The following is a 15,970-nucleotide window of genomic DNA, read 5'->3' on the forward strand; positions in this document are numbered from 1 at the left end:
AATATTTAAGTTCCTAAAATAATTGTTATCCCCTTAAATGCAAAATGGATGCCGCTTGTTCAGTTTGCAGTAGGTAGTAGGCAGTTTGCAGTGGTTAAAAGCATGCTGCTAACTGCAAACTAAAAACTGCCAACTGACGAACCCTGCACTACCCCACGCTCCAGTATGCGTTGGTCTATGCGGTATTGGATCTCTGACTTTTTTAAACCCCAGTTGGGGGCTATCAGCAACTCGCGATCGCTGAGGCCGAAGAGGCGTTGAATAACCACATCAGGCCGAACCAATGGCAGCAGATCACATAAAAAATCAGCATACTCATCCAGCTCAAAAAGTTTGAACGGTTCACGTTTGTATTTTACGCCCATAACAGAGCCCTCAACAATATGCAGGTGATGAAACTTTACAAATTTTATCTGCGGATGGCGGTTTATCTCGTCGGCATATTTCAGCATCATCTCTTTGGTTTCCCATGGGAAGCCGAAAATGGTATGCACACAAATATCCAGCTTGCTGTTTTCAACCAGTTTTAGTGCTTTTATCAGATCATCATGATTACAACCACGGTTGATTTGATCAAGGGTATCGTTGTAAATAGATTCCATACCCATTTCCAGGTCCACATCAAATCTGTCGGTGTAGCTTTCTAACAGTGCTATTTTTTCGGCATCTATACAGTCGGGGCGGGTGCCCACGCTTAGGCCAACAATGTCTTCAGTACCGTAACTTAGTGCTTCGTCATACAGCATTTTCAGGTAATGCGCTGGGGCGTAGGTGTTGGTATTGGGCTGAAAGTAAATAATAAACTTATCGGCACGATTGCCTTTACGGGCCCGTTCCATGCCCTCAATAACCTGTTGCTTTACCGTTGGGGCGTTACGGCTAACAGATGGCGTGAACGAATCTACATTACAATACGTGCAGCCACCATAACCTTTTGAGCCATCGCGGTTGGGGCAGGTAAAGCCGCCATCAACAATTACCTTGAACACACGCGCGCCATTGTACTTTTCGCGCAGCCATGGGCCGTAATTGTTATAGCCTTTTTCCCAAATAGCGGGTGTGGTGCTTATTGTTTGCATTGCGGCAAAGATAAGGTTTTGCAGGCTTAATAGTGTGGACCACCAAATATGGAACGCTGAATGATGATTGACAGCGGTTTTATTATCCATAGTTTAATCTGGTGCTCGATAATCGACAGTCGCCATTCGATATTAATTAAAGGTTATTTTTTACGCCCGCCCTTTATTCTTTAACCATTTCAACACATTTTTATCATATTTGGTGTTATAAACAATCTATACTGAAATTAATATCACTATGTCCGCATTAGATCCGCAAATACAGGAAAAAGTTAACGCATGGCTTAACGGTAGCTATGACGACGAGGTAAAACAACAAATACAAAAGCTTATTGACGAAGGCAACACAACCGAGCTTACAGACGCGTTTTACCGCGACCTGGAATTTGGTACCGGCGGATTACGCGGAACGATGGGTCCTGGCTCTAACCGGGTTAATAAGTATACCATTGGTACCGCTACGCAGGGTTTGGCTAACTTTTTAAAGAAAACCTACCCGGCAGAACAAATAAAGGTGGCCATAGCGCATGATAGCCGTAACAATTCTGACCTGCTGGCGGGCGTAACTGCTGATGTGTTTTCGGCTAATGGTATACATGTGTACTTCTTTAAAGCCCTGCGCCCAACACCCGAGCTTTCTTTCGCGGTGCGCCATTTGGGTTGCCGGAGCGGTGTAATGTTAACCGCATCGCACAACCCGAAAGAGTACAACGGATACAAAGCGTACGGTGCAGACGGCGGGCAATTTGTTGCCCCGCATGATAAGGCCGTAATGGATGAGGTAGCAGCTATAAAGAGCATAGACGAAGTTAAGTTTACCCGCATAGATGCCAATGTAGAGCTGATAGGCGAAGAGATTGACGAGCTTTACCTAAGCAAAATAACCGAGTTGTCGGTATCGCCGGAGGCTATAAAACGCCAGAAGGACCTTAAAATAGTTTACTCGCCTATACATGGTACAGGTATTACTTTAGTACCGCCGGCTTTAAAGCGTTTTGGCTTTGAGAACGTGATAATTGTTGAGGAACAGGCCACGCCTGATGGCAACTTTCCTACCGTGGTTTATCCTAACCCCGAAGAAAAAGAGGCCCTTACCCTGGCCCTTAAAAAAGCGGAAGAAACCGATGCCGACCTTGTAGTGGCTACCGACCCTGATGCCGACCGTGTGGGCATCGCTGTTAAAAACACCGAAGGCAAATTTGTCTTACTGAACGGTAACCAAACCGGCAGCTTGCTGATAAGCTACCTGCTATCGGCGTGGCAGGCTAAAAACAAGCTGGATGGTAACCAGTATATTGTTAAAACCATTGTTACCACCAACCTGATAGCAGATATTGCTAAAGATAAAAGCGTTACCTATTACGATACCCTTACCGGCTTTAAATACATAGGCGAGCTGATGACCAAATTTGAAGGCAAACAAACCTTTATTGGTGGCGGCGAAGAGAGCTATGGTTACCTGATAGGCGAGTTGGTACGTGATAAGGATGCTATTGTATCGTCGGCATTTATTGCGGAGATGACGGCTTATTACAAGGACCAGGGCAGCAGCTTGTTTGAGGCTTTGTTGGATCTGTACATAAAATATGGTTTCTATAAAGAGAAGCTGATCTCCATCACCAAAAAAGGAAAAACAGGTGCAGAAGAGATCAAAGCCATGATGGAGCAATACCGCACCAATCCGCCGGTTACGCTGGGCGGATCAAAAGTGATAACGCTTAAAGATTACGAGTTGCAGGTAGAAACCGATTTATCTACCAATACCACCAAACCTATTGAACTGCCAAAAAGCGATGTATTACAGTTTGTAACCGAAGATGGCACCATTATATCGGCCCGCCCGTCGGGTACTGAGCCTAAGATAAAATTCTATTGCTCGGCAAAAGGTACGCTGGCCTCAAAAGAGGCTTATGCCGAAACCGACCAGCAAATGGAGGCGAAGATAGAAGCCATAATGAAAGATCTGGGGGTTTAAGTTAGTCTCCGTTCGTCTCATTAAAATAAAAGGGTGTTGCAGGAAATACACGCAACAGATGCAACACTTTGCAACACCCTTTTTTACAAAGCACTCACCGTCAACAAATTACCCACATTGCTTGTTTAAACATGCAACACTTTGCAACAGACGTATTCGTCTGGAAGCTTAGCTGTAAAATGTCTTTAAATTGCTTATTAACAATTAGTTGCAAATCTTAAAGATTTACACTTTTTTGCAACACTTTTGCAACAGCAAATTTTACAGTATTTTCAACAGTAATGGTCACAGATAGGCTTGTGTATAGATCTCTCCTTAGGTCGAGATGACACGACGTTAAAAAACACCAGGTTGTCATTTCGACGGAGCAATAAGTGTGTGAAATATCTATTCGGACCTTAAACTATTAACCGGATTAGTTAGCGCGGCTTTTATAGCCTGCGAACTAACCGTAAGCCATGCAATTACAACCACCAGGGCACCTACAATTAAAAATACTTCGGCACCTATGTGTGTACGGTAGGCAAACCCATTTAACCAACTGTTCATTAACCACCATGCCGACGGAAAAGCAATCAACAGGGCTATAGTTACCAGCTTTAAAAAATCTTTCGAAAGCATCATAACCACACTGTTTGCGGTTGCGCCTATCACTTTTCTGATACCAATTTCTTTGCGTCGTTTTTGCGCGGTGAAAGAAGCCAGCCCGAAAAGGCCAAGACAGGAAATGATTATCCCTACCCCCGCAAAGTATTTTGATAAGCTTTGGATCCGTTCTTCCGAAGCATAAAGCGCCTGGTAATCCTCGTCAATAAACGTAAAATTGAAAGGAAGGCCCATGTTGTACTGCTTGTAAAAGCTCCCCAGTCGGGCAAGGGTTTCTCTTTCGGTGCCTGCTTTTATTTTAACAAATATGTTGGCGTTATCCTGAGCGGGTCTCAAAAAGAAAGGCGGTATTTTTGTGTGCAATGACTCAAAATGAAAATCTTTTATAACGCCAACTATCTGCCGCTTTTTACCCCATACCGTTATGGTTTGCCCAACAGCGTGTTTAAGGCCCATGGCGGCAACGGCGGTCTCATTCAAAATAACCGACGAACTGTCGGCATAATCATTTGAAAAACGGCGGCCATCACCCATTTTCAGGTCAAGCAGTTCCATCATACCATAATCCATATCCAGGCCCTCAAACCTAATGCCTTCTCCCTCGCCCCGGCTTTTGCCCTCCCAATCTATCATGCCACCCCCCTGGCTGTATTGCCCGGTCATATTGCCGTCCATACTCGAGGCGGAAACTACACCCTGAATATTTTTAATGCCGCTTATAAATCCCGGAATATTGCCACGCAGTTTGCCCTCGCTGGCAAAACGTATAATATTGTCTTTGTTATAGCCCAGGTTTTTGTTCTGTATCAAATTCATTTGTTGGTACACAACGCAAACTGCAACTATTAAAATTATAGAAATACTAAACTGAAAGATCACCAGGCCCTTACGTACAAATATTTCGCTAAAAGAAGTTTTTTGCTGTCCTTTTAAAACCAGCGAGGGCTTAAGGCCCGAAAGGTAGAATGCCGGATAACTGCCCGCTATTATACTTGTAATTATCCCTATCAAAACAACAGAGATAATGAGATTCGCATTAACGATCAGGGAAATATCTTTACCAGTAATTTGTTTAAACGCGGGCAGTGAAAGCACAATAAGTGCCCCGGCAACTACAAGTGAAAGCAGCACAATTAAAAAAGATTCTGTAATGTACTGCAGTGCTAAGGTCCACCGGGTAGCACCTGCAACCTTCTTTATCCCAACCTCCTTTAATCTTTTTGATGCCCGCGCGGTAGACAGGTTCATGAAATTGATGCAAGCGATTATCAGGATAAAGACGGCAATGATAGAGAATAACCTTACATACTCAATTTTTCCCCCTGTTAGTACCCCGTTTTCAAACTGGTTGTACAAATGCCTGTCTGAATAGCGCTGCAAAAATATATTGCCTTCCCATTTTATAATTCCTTCACTCAATCCCTTCATTTTTAATTTAGTGTAGTCCTTCACCTTACTATTAAATGCTGCTATATCGGCACCATCCTTCAACACCACATAGGTGTATACACTGCTACTACCCCAGTTAGAAATATCTCCAGATCGTCCTGCTTCTTTGCTGGCATACAGATCATAGCTAAATAATACATCAAATTGGTCGGTAGCATTGGCAGGCGGCGACTGAAAAACGCCGTTTATAGTGTAGGTACCGTTGTATTGATCGCCATGATCCCAGGTAAGGGTTTTTCCAACAAGTCCGCTGGTAGTGTTGAATAATTTTAGGGCAAGTTTGTCTGACAGCAATATGCCGTCGTGTCCGGCGAATGGTTTGTTGCCGTTACCCTCAATTAATGGATAAGAGAATACATCAAAAAATTCATTACCAACAAACTCCGCCTGGGCTTTAATAGGTTTATCGCCCAACGTAAGCACGCCCATGCCTCTGTCTTTTCTTACCGAAACCGCGTTTTCCACTTCGGGCAGATCGGCACGCATAGAGGTGGCCAGCAGGCCCTGCGTGGTTTCGTAAGTGCTGATGGAGCCATCAGAATTTGGCGCGTTCTTCAATACCTGGTACAGGCGGCCGTCTTTCTGGTTGAACCTATCAATGCTTAACTCATCACTAACCCATAGGTACATGAGCAGCGTACAGGCAAGGCCAATAGCCAGGCCCATTACGTTAAGGAAAGTAAATTGCGGTCTTTTAAAAAAACCCGCCACGCTATCTTGAAATATGTTTTAAACATACCGTGAAGATTGATTAAATGATAAATGGTTACAGCATAGTTAAGGCCAATATAATAAACAGCTGATTATAAATTGATTATGTTGCATTGCTTTTGAAAAACTGTTCGGAAACGGACAGGGTGTTGTGCGGATGGGGGACACAATACGAACGGAAATGAAACACACGGCACGTGTGCGCCAGCGGATGCGGTATAATTAACAGGCAACCTTTACACCCAACCTGGTTGTCATCTCGATAGAGCAAGCGCGAGATAGCGAAAGGGAGCGAAAGAGAGATCTTTTCGAAGCGATGTGTCCGCAGGCTTATCTTTTCGAAAAGATTTCTCCATCGCGCAAACGCACAGCCCAACGGCTGCTCAGTCGAAAAGACACGAAAAATGGAATGCAAACCAGCCCATACAAATAGCAGGCTATCCCCCTGCAAACTAAAATATCTTTCACCTTGCACTTAGCAACGCTATTGCTCATATTTGCCCAACAATACCAATTGAAAAAGCAAATTCAATAAATCAATAATTCAGTCCTTCACTAATTAACCAGATGGCAGACGAAAAGATAATATTTTCAATGGCCGGGGTGAGCAAAGTTTATCCCCCGCAAAAAACCGTATTAAAAAACATATACCTCAGCTTCTTTTATGGCGCCAAAATTGGCGTTATAGGTCTAAACGGTTCAGGTAAATCATCATTGCTTAAAATTATAGCGGGTATAGATAAAACCAATATTGGCGAGGTAGTATTTTCGCCGGGCTATACCGTAGGCTACCTGAGCCAGGAGCCGGAACTTGATCCTGAAAAAACCGTACGGGAAGTGGTAGAAGAAGGCGTTGCCGAAACTACCGCCTTATTAAAAGAGTACGAGGAAATAAACGAGAAATTCGGCCTTGAAGAATACTACAGCGATGCCGATAAAATGGATAAGCTAATGAGCCGCCAAGGCGAATTACAGGATCAGATTGATGCTGTAAATGCCTGGGAACTGGACACCAAACTGGAGCGGGCTATGGATGCTCTGCGCTGCCCTGAGCCGGAAACTAAAATAGCGGTATTATCAGGCGGTGAGCGCCGCCGGGTGGCACTGTGTCGTTTGCTGCTAAAAGAACCCGATGTTTTACTGCTTGATGAGCCTACCAACCACCTGGATGCTGAATCTATTGATTGGCTGGAGCAACACCTTAAACAATACAAAGGAACAGTTATAGCCGTTACCCACGATAGATACTTCCTTGATAACGTTGCAGGATGGATATTGGAATTAGACAGAGGCGAGGGCTTGCCGTGGAAAGGTAACTACTCGTCATGGTTAGATCAAAAGTCTAAACGATTAGCCCAGGAAGAAAAAGGCGAGACCAAACGCCAGAAAACATTGGAGCGCGAGCTGGAATGGGTGCGCATGGGGCCAAAGGGTCGGCACGCCAAATCAAAGGCCCGTTTAGGCAATTACGAAAAACTTGCCTCCGAAGAAACAAAAGAGCGCGAAGAAAAATTGGAGCTGTTTATTCCGCCCGGTCCGCGTTTGGGTAATGTGGTGATAGAGGCCAACGGCGTAAGCAAAAGCTATGGCGATAAATTGTTATTTGATAACCTGAGCTTTAGTTTGCCGCCTGCGGGTATTGTGGGTATTATAGGGCCAAACGGCGCGGGTAAAACCACACTGTTCCGTTTAATTACCGGGCAGGATAAACCCGATGCAGGTACCTTCCGCGTTGGCGAGACCGTGGCTTTAGGCTACGTTGACCAGATGCATGATGACCTTGACCCCAACAAATCTGTTTGGGAAAACGTTACCGGCGGACTGGAAACCATTATGGTGGGTAACAAGCCGCTCAACTCCCGCGCCTATGTATCGCGCTTTAACTTTAATGGTGCGGATCAGCAGAAAAAGGTAGGTGTACTATCTGGCGGTGAGCGTAACCGGGTGCATTTATCTATCACCCTGAAAAAAGGCAGCAACGTGTTACTGCTGGATGAGCCCACCAATGATATTGACGTAAACACTTTACGTGCTTTGGAAGAAGCGCTGGAAAACTTTGGCGGCTGCGCGGTTATCATCAGTCACGACCGCTGGTTCCTTGACCGTATTTGCACGCACATACTTGCATTTGAGGGTAACTCGCAGGTGTACTTCTTTGAAGGCAACTATAGCGACTACGAAGAGAACCGCAAAAAACGTTTAGGCGATGTTGGGCCGAAAAGGATAAAGTATAAAAAGTTGACCGAGTAAGACCGTTCTTCTTTTGAGCATGTAGATAGGATAACTTTTATGAAGTTGTCCTATCTTACACGAGTCAACTTACAATTGCAAGGTGCTCCCGGCCGCGCACCTTGACAGGCCTTAGCGCTCTTTTCTATTGTGCAATTATATTATTTTGGCGAATTCGTCAGCAGATAAGCTTCAGGTGAAATCAGGGTAAAACTGCCGGACTGTGCGCTGGCAGGGGCATAGTAATTTTTTGCTGAAGCGTTGGATGGCGGGAGCGACAGCAGGGCAAAATTTTACAGCCCGTGGTTTTTCCTGATTTGCAGGGCAAAGGCCGCGTGCGGCAATGAAGCCTCTCTGCTGACTTGATTTTTGGTTCTTTTTATCAAGAAAAAGAACAAAGGCCTCCGCGGCCTTAGCGGGGCAAGCAAAGCGCGAAGGACTTACCAAGCTATAAGTAATTGTGCACAACCTATCGCGTAGAGATTGCTTCGTTCCTCGCAATGACGCGTTTTATGCGTCGCTCAACACCATCTCCGCCACTTCCTCCCCCACCAAACTCCCCATTGCTACCCCCATACCATTACAACGCACAGCGCAAAACACGCCGGGTTGCACTTCTTTTATAATAGGCTTTAGTTCCTCGCCAAAACCCATAATGCCGCTCCACCAATAATCAGCTTCAGCATTTTGGCCGGGTAATATCATTTCATTCAGATAATGTAGCAGTTGTTGTTTAACCTGGTCGGTATGGCCCAACGTGTAGGTTTGTTCGCTTTTAAAATCAATATTACGCCCGCCGCCAAAAAGCACACGGTCGTTAATATTTCTGAAATAGTAATAGCCTTCATCAAAATGAAAAGTTCCTTTTAGCTTTAAACCGGCTATTGGTTTAGTAACCAAAACCTGTCCTCTGCCTGGCATAACATCCAGATCAGGGTAAAGCTGCGCGGCAAAGGCGTTGGTTGCCAATATTACCTGGTGTGTTTTAAACTCGCCTTGCGAGGTTTTTACTTCAATATGGCCGCCGGTGTTTTCAATTTTAGTTACGGCGCAATCGTTCAATACCAATGCGCCCGTGCTGTAAACCTTTTGCAGCAAGGCCCGCATCATTTTACCGGTATCTATTTGTCCCTCATACTTATTGCACACCATGTTGCTAACACCGTTTAGGCCAAAATCGGTAATTTTAGCATCCGCGCCTGCATAAATGTCAGTATGGCCAATAGCCTGCGCAAGCAAATTGTTAAAGTATGTTAATTGATCAAAGCATTCCTCAGCTTTCTCTAGCTCATCATTTCTAAAAAGTTCATAGCCCCCATGTTGGTAAAAATCAATATGAGCATCGCCCAGGTTTTCGCGCAGCCTTTGCAGGCCGCGCCATTTGTAATCAACCACGCGCAGCACATCTTCTTCGGATGTTTGCTTCAGATAGGCCATTTGCTCTGAAACAGTGCCAAAACAGGCAAAACCGGCGTTTTTTGTGCTTGCGCCGCTGGGTAAAAAGCCGCGCTCTAATACCAATACCTTTAAGCCAGGTTGCTTTTTTTTAAGATGGAGGGCCGCGCTTAAACCAACAATGCCGCTGCCTATAATAATAACATCGGCGTTATTAATAAACTGCGTTTGCTCCCAGTAAGAAAAGGCATGTTCCATTAATTCAAAAGTAAAAATTCAAAAGTCAAAATACTTTAGAATCAATTATAAATGGAATGCTTTTTGAAATACCGTTAATAAATAGAATTAACCATGAATCAATTATCAATTATATTAGGATTTATAAGCTACGGCTCCGCGTGGGTTTTAATGATAGCCATAGCGGTAATAAGCTTTATAGTGCAGTGGCGTTTTAAAAGTAAGTTTAAACAATACTCAGAAATGGGCCTGTCTTCCGGCCTTTCAGGTAAAGACGTGGCAGAAAGAATGCTGCGCGATAATGGGATCTATGATGTGCAGGTAGTTTCTGTTGAAGGGCAGCTTACCGACCACTACAATCCCGAAACGCGTACGGTTAACCTGAGCCCGGATGTTTATAACAGCCGGAGCGTTGCGGCCGCCGCGGTAGCCGCGCACGAATGCGGGCACGCCGTGCAACACGCTAAAGGATACAGCTGGCTAAGCTTACGCACAACGCTTGTGCCCGTAACCAATGTGGCTAATACGCTGGTACAAATAACCTTGTTTATTGGCGTAATGCTGTTCTTCTTTATGCATAACCCCCTGGTTTTGGCAATAGGTGTTGCGGCATTGGCGGTAGTTACTGTATTCAGCTTTATAACATTGCCGGTTGAGTTTGACGCCAGTAACCGCGCGCTGGCCTGGCTAAACAACAACTACAACGTTATGCAAACCCGCGACGAGCACGAACAAGCTAAAGACGCCCTTTGGTGGGCCGCTATGACCTATGTAGTAGCTGCTCTGGCGTCATTAGCCACGCTGTTATATTACGCGTCAATGCTGCTTAACCGCCGGGATTAATAAATCGGATTTACGTTTTGAAAGGGGTGGCCTTACAGCCATCCCTTTTTTTGTTTTAAGTGTATATAAAACACTTATGTGCCTGATAATGTAACTTTTATATATACGAAAACGTTAGCGCTAAATTTTCCTTTCTATTGATTGCGCTCTTTGCGGTATTTATATAGATTTGTTACAGATCAATTAAGCTCATACACAAAATGAGCGTTTGCCGCGGCAGACAAACCGCTAATAACCCAATTAAACCAATTATACCAAAATGAAAAGAATCCTTGGCCTGTTATTGTTAGCCTCGACAGCGGCAATGGCCCAAAACAGTAAACCTCCGATGGTGACCTTCACCGCCGAGCAGGACCACAAAAACATGATGGACCAGCTGGGAATTAAAGCTTTAAGGCCCGGCCCAAGTGGCCAGGAAACTGCTCCCAATCATGCTAATTATGATGAAAACACGGCCAACCCTTACCCTAATCTGCCGGATGTTTTAACGTTAAATAATGGCAAAAAAGTAACTACGGCAGATCAGTGGTGGAACCAACGCCGCCCTGAAATTGTAGAACACTTTGAAAAGGAAGTACTTGGCCGCGTACCTAAAAACGCGCCTAAAATTAACTGGGAAGTTGAAGTTACCGACAGGGAAATGGTAAACCGCATACCGGTTATTGCTAAACACATAATAGGGCATGTTGACAATTCATCATACCCGGGTATTAAGGTTGATATTGATATGGTACTTGTGGTGCCTGCCAACGCAAAAGGCCCGGTACCTGTTTTAATGATGTTTGGCGGAGGGCGTTTACCTGCACCTGCCCAGCCTGACGCGGCTTCTTTAAAACTGATTAATGACGGCATAAGAAAATTGCTGGCTAACTCAAGCCCCGAGCTTAAGGAGGCTTTAAATAAGTACCCGGCATATCAACCTATCGCGGCGGCCGCTGGCACTGGCGGTTTCGGCTTCGGCCCTCAACCGGCACCAAAACCACCTACACCAGATGTTCCGGGTGTGGCAGGTGTAAACAATGATGCGGGTTCAACAGATCAGCTTCTGGCCGCAGGCTGGGGTTATTGCACCATAAATCCCGGAAGCATACAAGCCGACAACGGCGCGGGTTTAACCCGTGGCATAATAGGTTTGGTAAACAAGGGTCAGCCACGCAAACCCGATGATTGGGGAGCATTGCGTGCGTGGGCCTGGGGTGCAGGCAGGGCTTTAGATTACATTGAAAAAAACGAACCTGCTGTTGATGCTAAGCATGTTGGTATTGAGGGCGTATCGCGCTACGGTAAAGCAGCTTTGGTAACTTTGGCTTTTGAACCAAAATTCTCTATGGCTTTGGTAGGTTCATCAGGCGAGGGTGGCGCTAAGTTGCATCGCCGTAACTGGGGCGAAGCCGTTGAAAACTTAACCGCAACCGGCGAATACCACTGGATGGCCGGAAACTTTATAAAATACGGCGCATCTGACGCCACTTTCGGATCAAAAACTCCGGGCGACCTGCCGGTTGACGCGCATGAACTGTTAGCATTGTGCGCACCGCGCTTAACCTTTGTAAGCTATGGTATCCCCGAAAAAGGCGATGCTAAATGGTTAGATCAGCAAGGCAGCTACATGGCCGCGGTTGCCGCCGGTCCGGTATTTAAACTGCTGGGCGCTAAAGATCTTGGTGTATCAAATGATTATAACAAAGAAAAAATGCCGCCTGTAAACACGCCAATGCTTGATGGTGAACTGGCATGGCGCCAGCATGATCAGGGCCACCAGGATCAGGCTAATATGAAATGGTTCATTAAATGGGCAGATCAAAAAATGGGAAGACCTGCCGCAACGCCCGCGCCAACAGGCCGGAGGCAATAATTTAACCGGTCTTACTAACAAAAAAGGAGCGATGATTTAAACCATCGCTCCTTTTTATATTAAATAATGTCTATTAATTCATCCTGTACGGAGCAATCAGATAAAACTCCGGTATCTGCACATCAAAAAAGGTATTATCCAGCAAACGCATCATACGGTACTGGCCCTTCATGTTGCCCATATCTGTTTTAAGGTTACAGCCTGATACGTACTCGTGCGAACTGCCCGGTTCAATTATGGGTTGCATGCCTACTACGCCTTCACCCTCTACTTCGCGCTTAGCACCGTTCGAATCAAAAATATACCAATGGCGGCTTAACAGGCGCACTGCATAACTTCCGGTATTTTCAATATTTACCCGGTAAGCAAACATAAAATGGTCATTAGCCGGATTGGAATACTCCGGCTGGTAAATGGTTTCTACCGAAACCTTAACCCCGTCTGTTGTAAAAGTAACCATAAAGCAATATCAATTAATTCAAATATATACCTGGTGTTCAAAAATCAGGCCATCCTAATGGTATAATTTTCAGCAATATATATTTTTTAACATTAAAAAAACAAATGGAATTGTCAAACTTCCATTACAGGTGCCGGCGAAGCGAAGCGGGGGTTGCGTTCAAGCTCGTTAAGAATGTCGTCAAGTTCGTCAAAAGTACCGGCAGTAACCAGTTTGGCGCGGTATTCTTTAAAATTTTCTATCCCCTTAAAATAGTTGGAGTAATGCCTGCGCATTTCAAACACGCCGGTTTTTGGCCCCTTCCATTCAATTGATTTTACAAGGTGGGTGCGGCAGGCTTCAATGCGCTCCGCAAATGTTGGCTTTTCCAGGTGTTCACCTGTAGCAAAGTAATGCTTTATCTCGCGGAAGATCCAGGGGTAGCCAATAGCGGCCCGGCCTATCATCATCCCATCTACACCATATTCTAACCGCCACGCTGCAGCTTTTTCGGGCGAATCAATATCGCCGTTGCCAAAAATGGGGATCTGTATAAGCGGATTTTTTTTGATCTTACTAATAAGCGACCAGTCTGCCTGTCCCTTGTACATTTGTGAGCGGGTACGTCCATGTATAGTAAGCGCCTTTATACCTACATCCTGCAGGCGCATGGCCACTTCCTCTACGTTTTTGGTATTATCATCCCAACCCAAACGCGTTTTAACGGTAACCGGCAAGTGTGTACCCTCAACAACGGCCTTGGTCATGGCTACCATTTTATCAATATCCTGCAGCAAACTTGCGCCCGCGCCACGGCAAGCCACGTTTTTAACCGGGCAGCCATAGTTAATGTCAATCAGATCGGGGTTAGCTTTGGTTGATATCTCAGACGCTTCGCGCATGTGCTCAATATCACTGCCGAAGATCTGGATGCCAATGGGGCGTTCATACTCAAAAATATCCAGCTTTTTAAGGCTTTTGGCGGCATCCCGTATCAACCCTTCTGACGAGATGAACTCTGTATACATCATATCAGCCCCATGCTGTTTGCACACATAACGGAACGGCGGATCGCTCACATCCTCCATCGGCGCCAGCAACAACGGGAACTCCCCTAAATCAATATTTCCAATTTGTACAGACATGCTTATCTTTAACCCGTTGCAAAAATACGAAATTTGAATTAAATGACATCCCACCCCGCTAAGCACCTCTCGCCATCGCTGCAGTTCCTCATTCTGGTGGCTATCACTATTGGTGTTTTGCTTGTAGGTAATTTAATTGGGGCCGGGTTAGTAATGGCCTTTTATGGGCTTGATATGGTGTTAAATATCGCGCAGCTTAACCTGGCAGCACCCGGTACCGCAAACGCGTTATGGATACTGCAAATACTGGGCACCACCCTACCCCTGCTTTTCGTTCCGTTGGTATTTGCCCGGTTCGTTGTAAAGCAACCGCAGGAGTATTTAAAGCCGTCATCTAACATCCCCTGGACACTATTTGCCATTGTTTTTTGTGTGATGATGATATCATCACCCCTGATAGAGCTTTTAAGCCGTATTAACCAGCATATGGTTTTCCCCGAGTATTTGAGTGGCGTACAAAAATGGATGCGCGACAGCGAAGATAAAGCCGAAAAACTGATAACGCTACTGTTAAAAATGGATACCGTTTTCGGGGCAATAGCCAATGTGATAGCCGTAGGGCTTTTTACCGCTATTGTTGAAGAACTAATGTTCAGAGGCTGCGTGCAAACCATATTTGTTAAGTGGACGGGCAATGTGCATGCAGCTGTTTGGATAACCGGCATATTGTTCAGCGCTTTCCACATGGAGTTTTTTGGCTTTTTGCCGCGCTTGTTTTTAGGTGTATTGTTCGGATATTTTACCGCCTGGAGCGGCAGCATATGGCCGGCTATTTGGGCGCACTTTATAAATAACGGTAGCGCTGTTATAGCGGTTTACCTTTATCAGCATAAATTGGTAAAAATTGACCCAAACAGTACGCAGATTTTTAAATATCCGGCTTATGTGTTTAGCTTTATAATTGTATTATTTTTGCTGTTCCTGTATAATAACGTAGCAAAAAAACCAAAAACAGCCCCGTAAGCGCAAAATGGAGAAAAACTGGATAAAAATTTTTACCTCCTCTGATTTTTATAAGTCGGAAATTGTGAAACAGGTGCTTTGCGCGCACGAGATCGATGCCGTTTTACTTAACAGACAAGCCTCCTCCCACAACAGCTTTGGCAATATAGAGGTTTATATTCACCAGGAAAATTTCAGCAGTGCCATTGAGCTAATGGTGCTTAACCAACTTTAAAATTTTATGAAAACCCGTGCCATTACCGGCTTTTTCTTTGTAATAGTAATGCTTGCTTCGGTATTAACCGGGCGGTATGTTTTTGATGTATTTTACTTTTTGCTGGCGGGTTTTTGCCTATGGGAGTTCTACGGCTTATTAAAAGACAGCGCAATAAAACCCAATTTACCGGCAGCCTTAATTAATGGCGCTTTTATTTATTTGATATTTGCACTTACAGCCTATTATGATGATGCCAATAAGCTTATGCTGTTGTTGCCCGTTACCTTAAGCGCAGTTGCTATAGCAGAATTGTTTAGAAACAACGATGCTCCTTTCACCAATATAGCCTATACCTATTTCGGGCTACTGTTTACCATTGTTCCGTTTACTTTTTTCCATGCCCTGGGCTATCTTGACAGGGTTTTTAATCCGCATTTACCCTTAGCTTTTTTGCTGATGTTGTGGGGTAATGATACCGGTGCTTACCTCGTGGGCAGCAAATTTGGCCGCACCAAATTATTTGAGCGGCACTCGCCTAAAAAAACATGGGAGGGCTTTATTGGTGGCATGATAATTACAATTGGGGTTGCAGTTATACTTAATAATTTTTATGCCGAGGTGGCCCTGCAACACTTAATATGGATGGCCGTGCTGATAAGCATATTTGGCACCATTGGCGATCTGATAGAATCTATGCTGAAGCGCAGCCTGAATGTAAAAGACTCGGGCGGGATACTCCCGGGCCATGGTGGGCTGCTTGACAGGTTTGACGGATTATTTATGGCAGCACCAATTGTATATGCATACCTTTACTTTGTTACAAATGCTTAATTTTGCAAAAAATTTAT

12 protein-coding genes are annotated in these 15,970 nt (G+C 44.8%); 7 read left to right on the plus strand and 5 right to left on the minus strand.

Annotation, left to right across the window (positions count from 1 at the left end; translation table 11 throughout):
• Positions 1–119 precede the first annotated feature (119 nt).
• Positions 120–1,079 carry a TIGR01212 family radical SAM protein gene (locus ACFQZS_RS17620; RefSeq protein WP_377102294.1) on the minus strand — a complete coding sequence of 320 codons (960 nt, stop codon included), beginning with the start codon at positions 1,077–1,079 and terminating at the stop codon, positions 120–122.
• A 238-nt stretch (positions 1,080–1,317) separates the two neighbouring features.
• On the opposite strand from ACFQZS_RS17620, the gene ACFQZS_RS17625 reads away from it, so the two are divergent.
• Positions 1,318–3,054, plus strand: a complete 1,737-nt coding sequence (locus ACFQZS_RS17625; RefSeq protein ID WP_377102295.1) for a phospho-sugar mutase — start codon at positions 1,318–1,320, stop codon at positions 3,052–3,054.
• 387 nt (positions 3,055–3,441) lie between these two features.
• On the opposite strand, the gene ACFQZS_RS17630 is transcribed toward ACFQZS_RS17625, so the two are convergent.
• Positions 3,442–5,820 carry an ABC transporter permease gene (locus ACFQZS_RS17630; RefSeq protein WP_377102296.1) on the minus strand — a complete coding sequence of 793 codons (2,379 nt, stop codon included), beginning with the start codon at positions 5,818–5,820 and terminating at the stop codon, positions 3,442–3,444.
• 567 nt (positions 5,821–6,387) lie between these two features.
• On the opposite strand from ACFQZS_RS17630, the gene ettA reads away from it, so the two are divergent.
• Positions 6,388–8,070: an energy-dependent translational throttle protein EttA gene (ettA, locus tag ACFQZS_RS17635; RefSeq protein ID WP_377102297.1), complete on the plus strand. Its 1,683-nt coding sequence runs from the start codon at positions 6,388–6,390 to the stop codon at positions 8,068–8,070.
• Between the two features lie 489 nt (positions 8,071–8,559).
• On the opposite strand, the gene ACFQZS_RS17640 is transcribed toward ettA, so the two are convergent.
• Positions 8,560–9,702, minus strand: a complete 1,143-nt coding sequence (locus tag ACFQZS_RS17640; protein ID WP_377102298.1) for an NAD(P)/FAD-dependent oxidoreductase — start codon at positions 9,700–9,702, stop codon at positions 8,560–8,562.
• Between the two features lie 93 nt (positions 9,703–9,795).
• On the opposite strand from ACFQZS_RS17640, the gene ACFQZS_RS17645 reads away from it, so the two are divergent.
• Both ACFQZS_RS17645 and ACFQZS_RS17650 read left to right on the plus strand, forming a co-directional pair.
• The gene (locus tag ACFQZS_RS17645; RefSeq protein WP_377102299.1) at positions 9,796–10,524 is read left to right on the plus strand and encodes a zinc metallopeptidase; all 729 of its coding nucleotides are present in this window, start codon (positions 9,796–9,798) and stop codon (positions 10,522–10,524) included.
• A 259-nt stretch (positions 10,525–10,783) separates the two neighbouring features.
• Positions 10,784–12,379 carry a glucuronyl esterase domain-containing protein gene (locus ACFQZS_RS17650; RefSeq protein WP_377102300.1) on the plus strand — a complete coding sequence of 532 codons (1,596 nt, stop codon included), beginning with the start codon at positions 10,784–10,786 and terminating at the stop codon, positions 12,377–12,379.
• Between the two features lie 73 nt (positions 12,380–12,452).
• On the opposite strand, the gene apaG is transcribed toward ACFQZS_RS17650, so the two are convergent.
• Positions 12,453–12,839, minus strand: coding sequence for a Co2+/Mg2+ efflux protein ApaG (gene apaG, locus ACFQZS_RS17655; protein WP_377102301.1), 387 nt, complete (start codon positions 12,837–12,839; stop codon positions 12,453–12,455).
• Positions 12,840–12,952: 113 nt separating this feature from the next.
• Positions 12,953–13,963 (minus strand): tRNA dihydrouridine synthase DusB, encoded by a 1,011-nt coding sequence (gene dusB, locus ACFQZS_RS17660; protein WP_377102302.1) that lies wholly within the window; start codon positions 13,961–13,963, stop codon positions 12,953–12,955.
• Positions 13,964–14,005: 42 nt separating this feature from the next.
• On the opposite strand from dusB, the gene ACFQZS_RS17665 reads away from it, so the two are divergent.
• The 3 genes from ACFQZS_RS17665 to ACFQZS_RS17675 are packed head-to-tail and all read left to right on the plus strand — an operon-like array spanning position 14,006 to position 15,953.
• Entirely contained in the window at positions 14,006–14,926 is a 921-nt protein-coding gene (locus ACFQZS_RS17665) for a CPBP family intramembrane glutamic endopeptidase (protein ID WP_377102303.1), read from the plus strand.
• 7 nt (positions 14,927–14,933) lie between these two features.
• Positions 14,934–15,140, plus strand: coding sequence for a hypothetical protein (locus tag ACFQZS_RS17670; protein WP_377102304.1), 207 nt, complete (start codon positions 14,934–14,936; stop codon positions 15,138–15,140).
• Positions 15,141–15,146: 6 nt separating this feature from the next.
• Positions 15,147–15,953, plus strand: coding sequence for a phosphatidate cytidylyltransferase (locus ACFQZS_RS17675; RefSeq protein WP_377102305.1), 807 nt, complete (start codon positions 15,147–15,149; stop codon positions 15,951–15,953).
• Positions 15,954–15,970 lie beyond the last annotated feature (17 nt).

The sequence above is a fragment of the Mucilaginibacter calamicampi genome (assembly GCF_042676765.1).
Lineage (GTDB): Bacteria > Bacteroidota > Bacteroidia > Sphingobacteriales > Sphingobacteriaceae > Mucilaginibacter > Mucilaginibacter calamicampi.

What these genes read in the sequence shown, in the direction of transcription:
- ACFQZS_RS17620 (WP_377102294.1), bottom strand. Translation starts at nt 1,079, where the DNA reads ATGCAAACAATAAGCACCACACCCGCTATTTGGGAAAAAGGCTATAAC.
- ACFQZS_RS17625 (WP_377102295.1), top strand. Translation starts at nt 1,318, where the DNA reads ATGTCCGCATTAGATCCGCAAATACAGGAAAAAGTTAACGCATGGCTT.
- ettA (WP_377102297.1), top strand. Translation starts at nt 6,388, where the DNA reads ATGGCAGACGAAAAGATAATATTTTCAATGGCCGGGGTGAGCAAAGTT.
- ACFQZS_RS17640 (WP_377102298.1), bottom strand. Translation starts at nt 9,702, where the DNA reads ATGGAACATGCCTTTTCTTACTGGGAGCAAACGCAGTTTATTAATAAC.
- ACFQZS_RS17645 (WP_377102299.1), top strand. Translation starts at nt 9,796, where the DNA reads ATGAATCAATTATCAATTATATTAGGATTTATAAGCTACGGCTCCGCG.
- ACFQZS_RS17650 (WP_377102300.1), top strand. Translation starts at nt 10,784, where the DNA reads ATGAAAAGAATCCTTGGCCTGTTATTGTTAGCCTCGACAGCGGCAATG.
- apaG (WP_377102301.1), bottom strand. Translation starts at nt 12,839, where the DNA reads ATGGTTACTTTTACAACAGACGGGGTTAAGGTTTCGGTAGAAACCATT.
- dusB (WP_377102302.1), bottom strand. Translation starts at nt 13,963, where the DNA reads ATGTCTGTACAAATTGGAAATATTGATTTAGGGGAGTTCCCGTTGTTG.
- ACFQZS_RS17665 (WP_377102303.1), top strand. Translation starts at nt 14,006, where the DNA reads ATGACATCCCACCCCGCTAAGCACCTCTCGCCATCGCTGCAGTTCCTC.
- ACFQZS_RS17670 (WP_377102304.1), top strand. Translation starts at nt 14,934, where the DNA reads ATGGAGAAAAACTGGATAAAAATTTTTACCTCCTCTGATTTTTATAAG.
- ACFQZS_RS17675 (WP_377102305.1), top strand. Translation starts at nt 15,147, where the DNA reads ATGAAAACCCGTGCCATTACCGGCTTTTTCTTTGTAATAGTAATGCTT.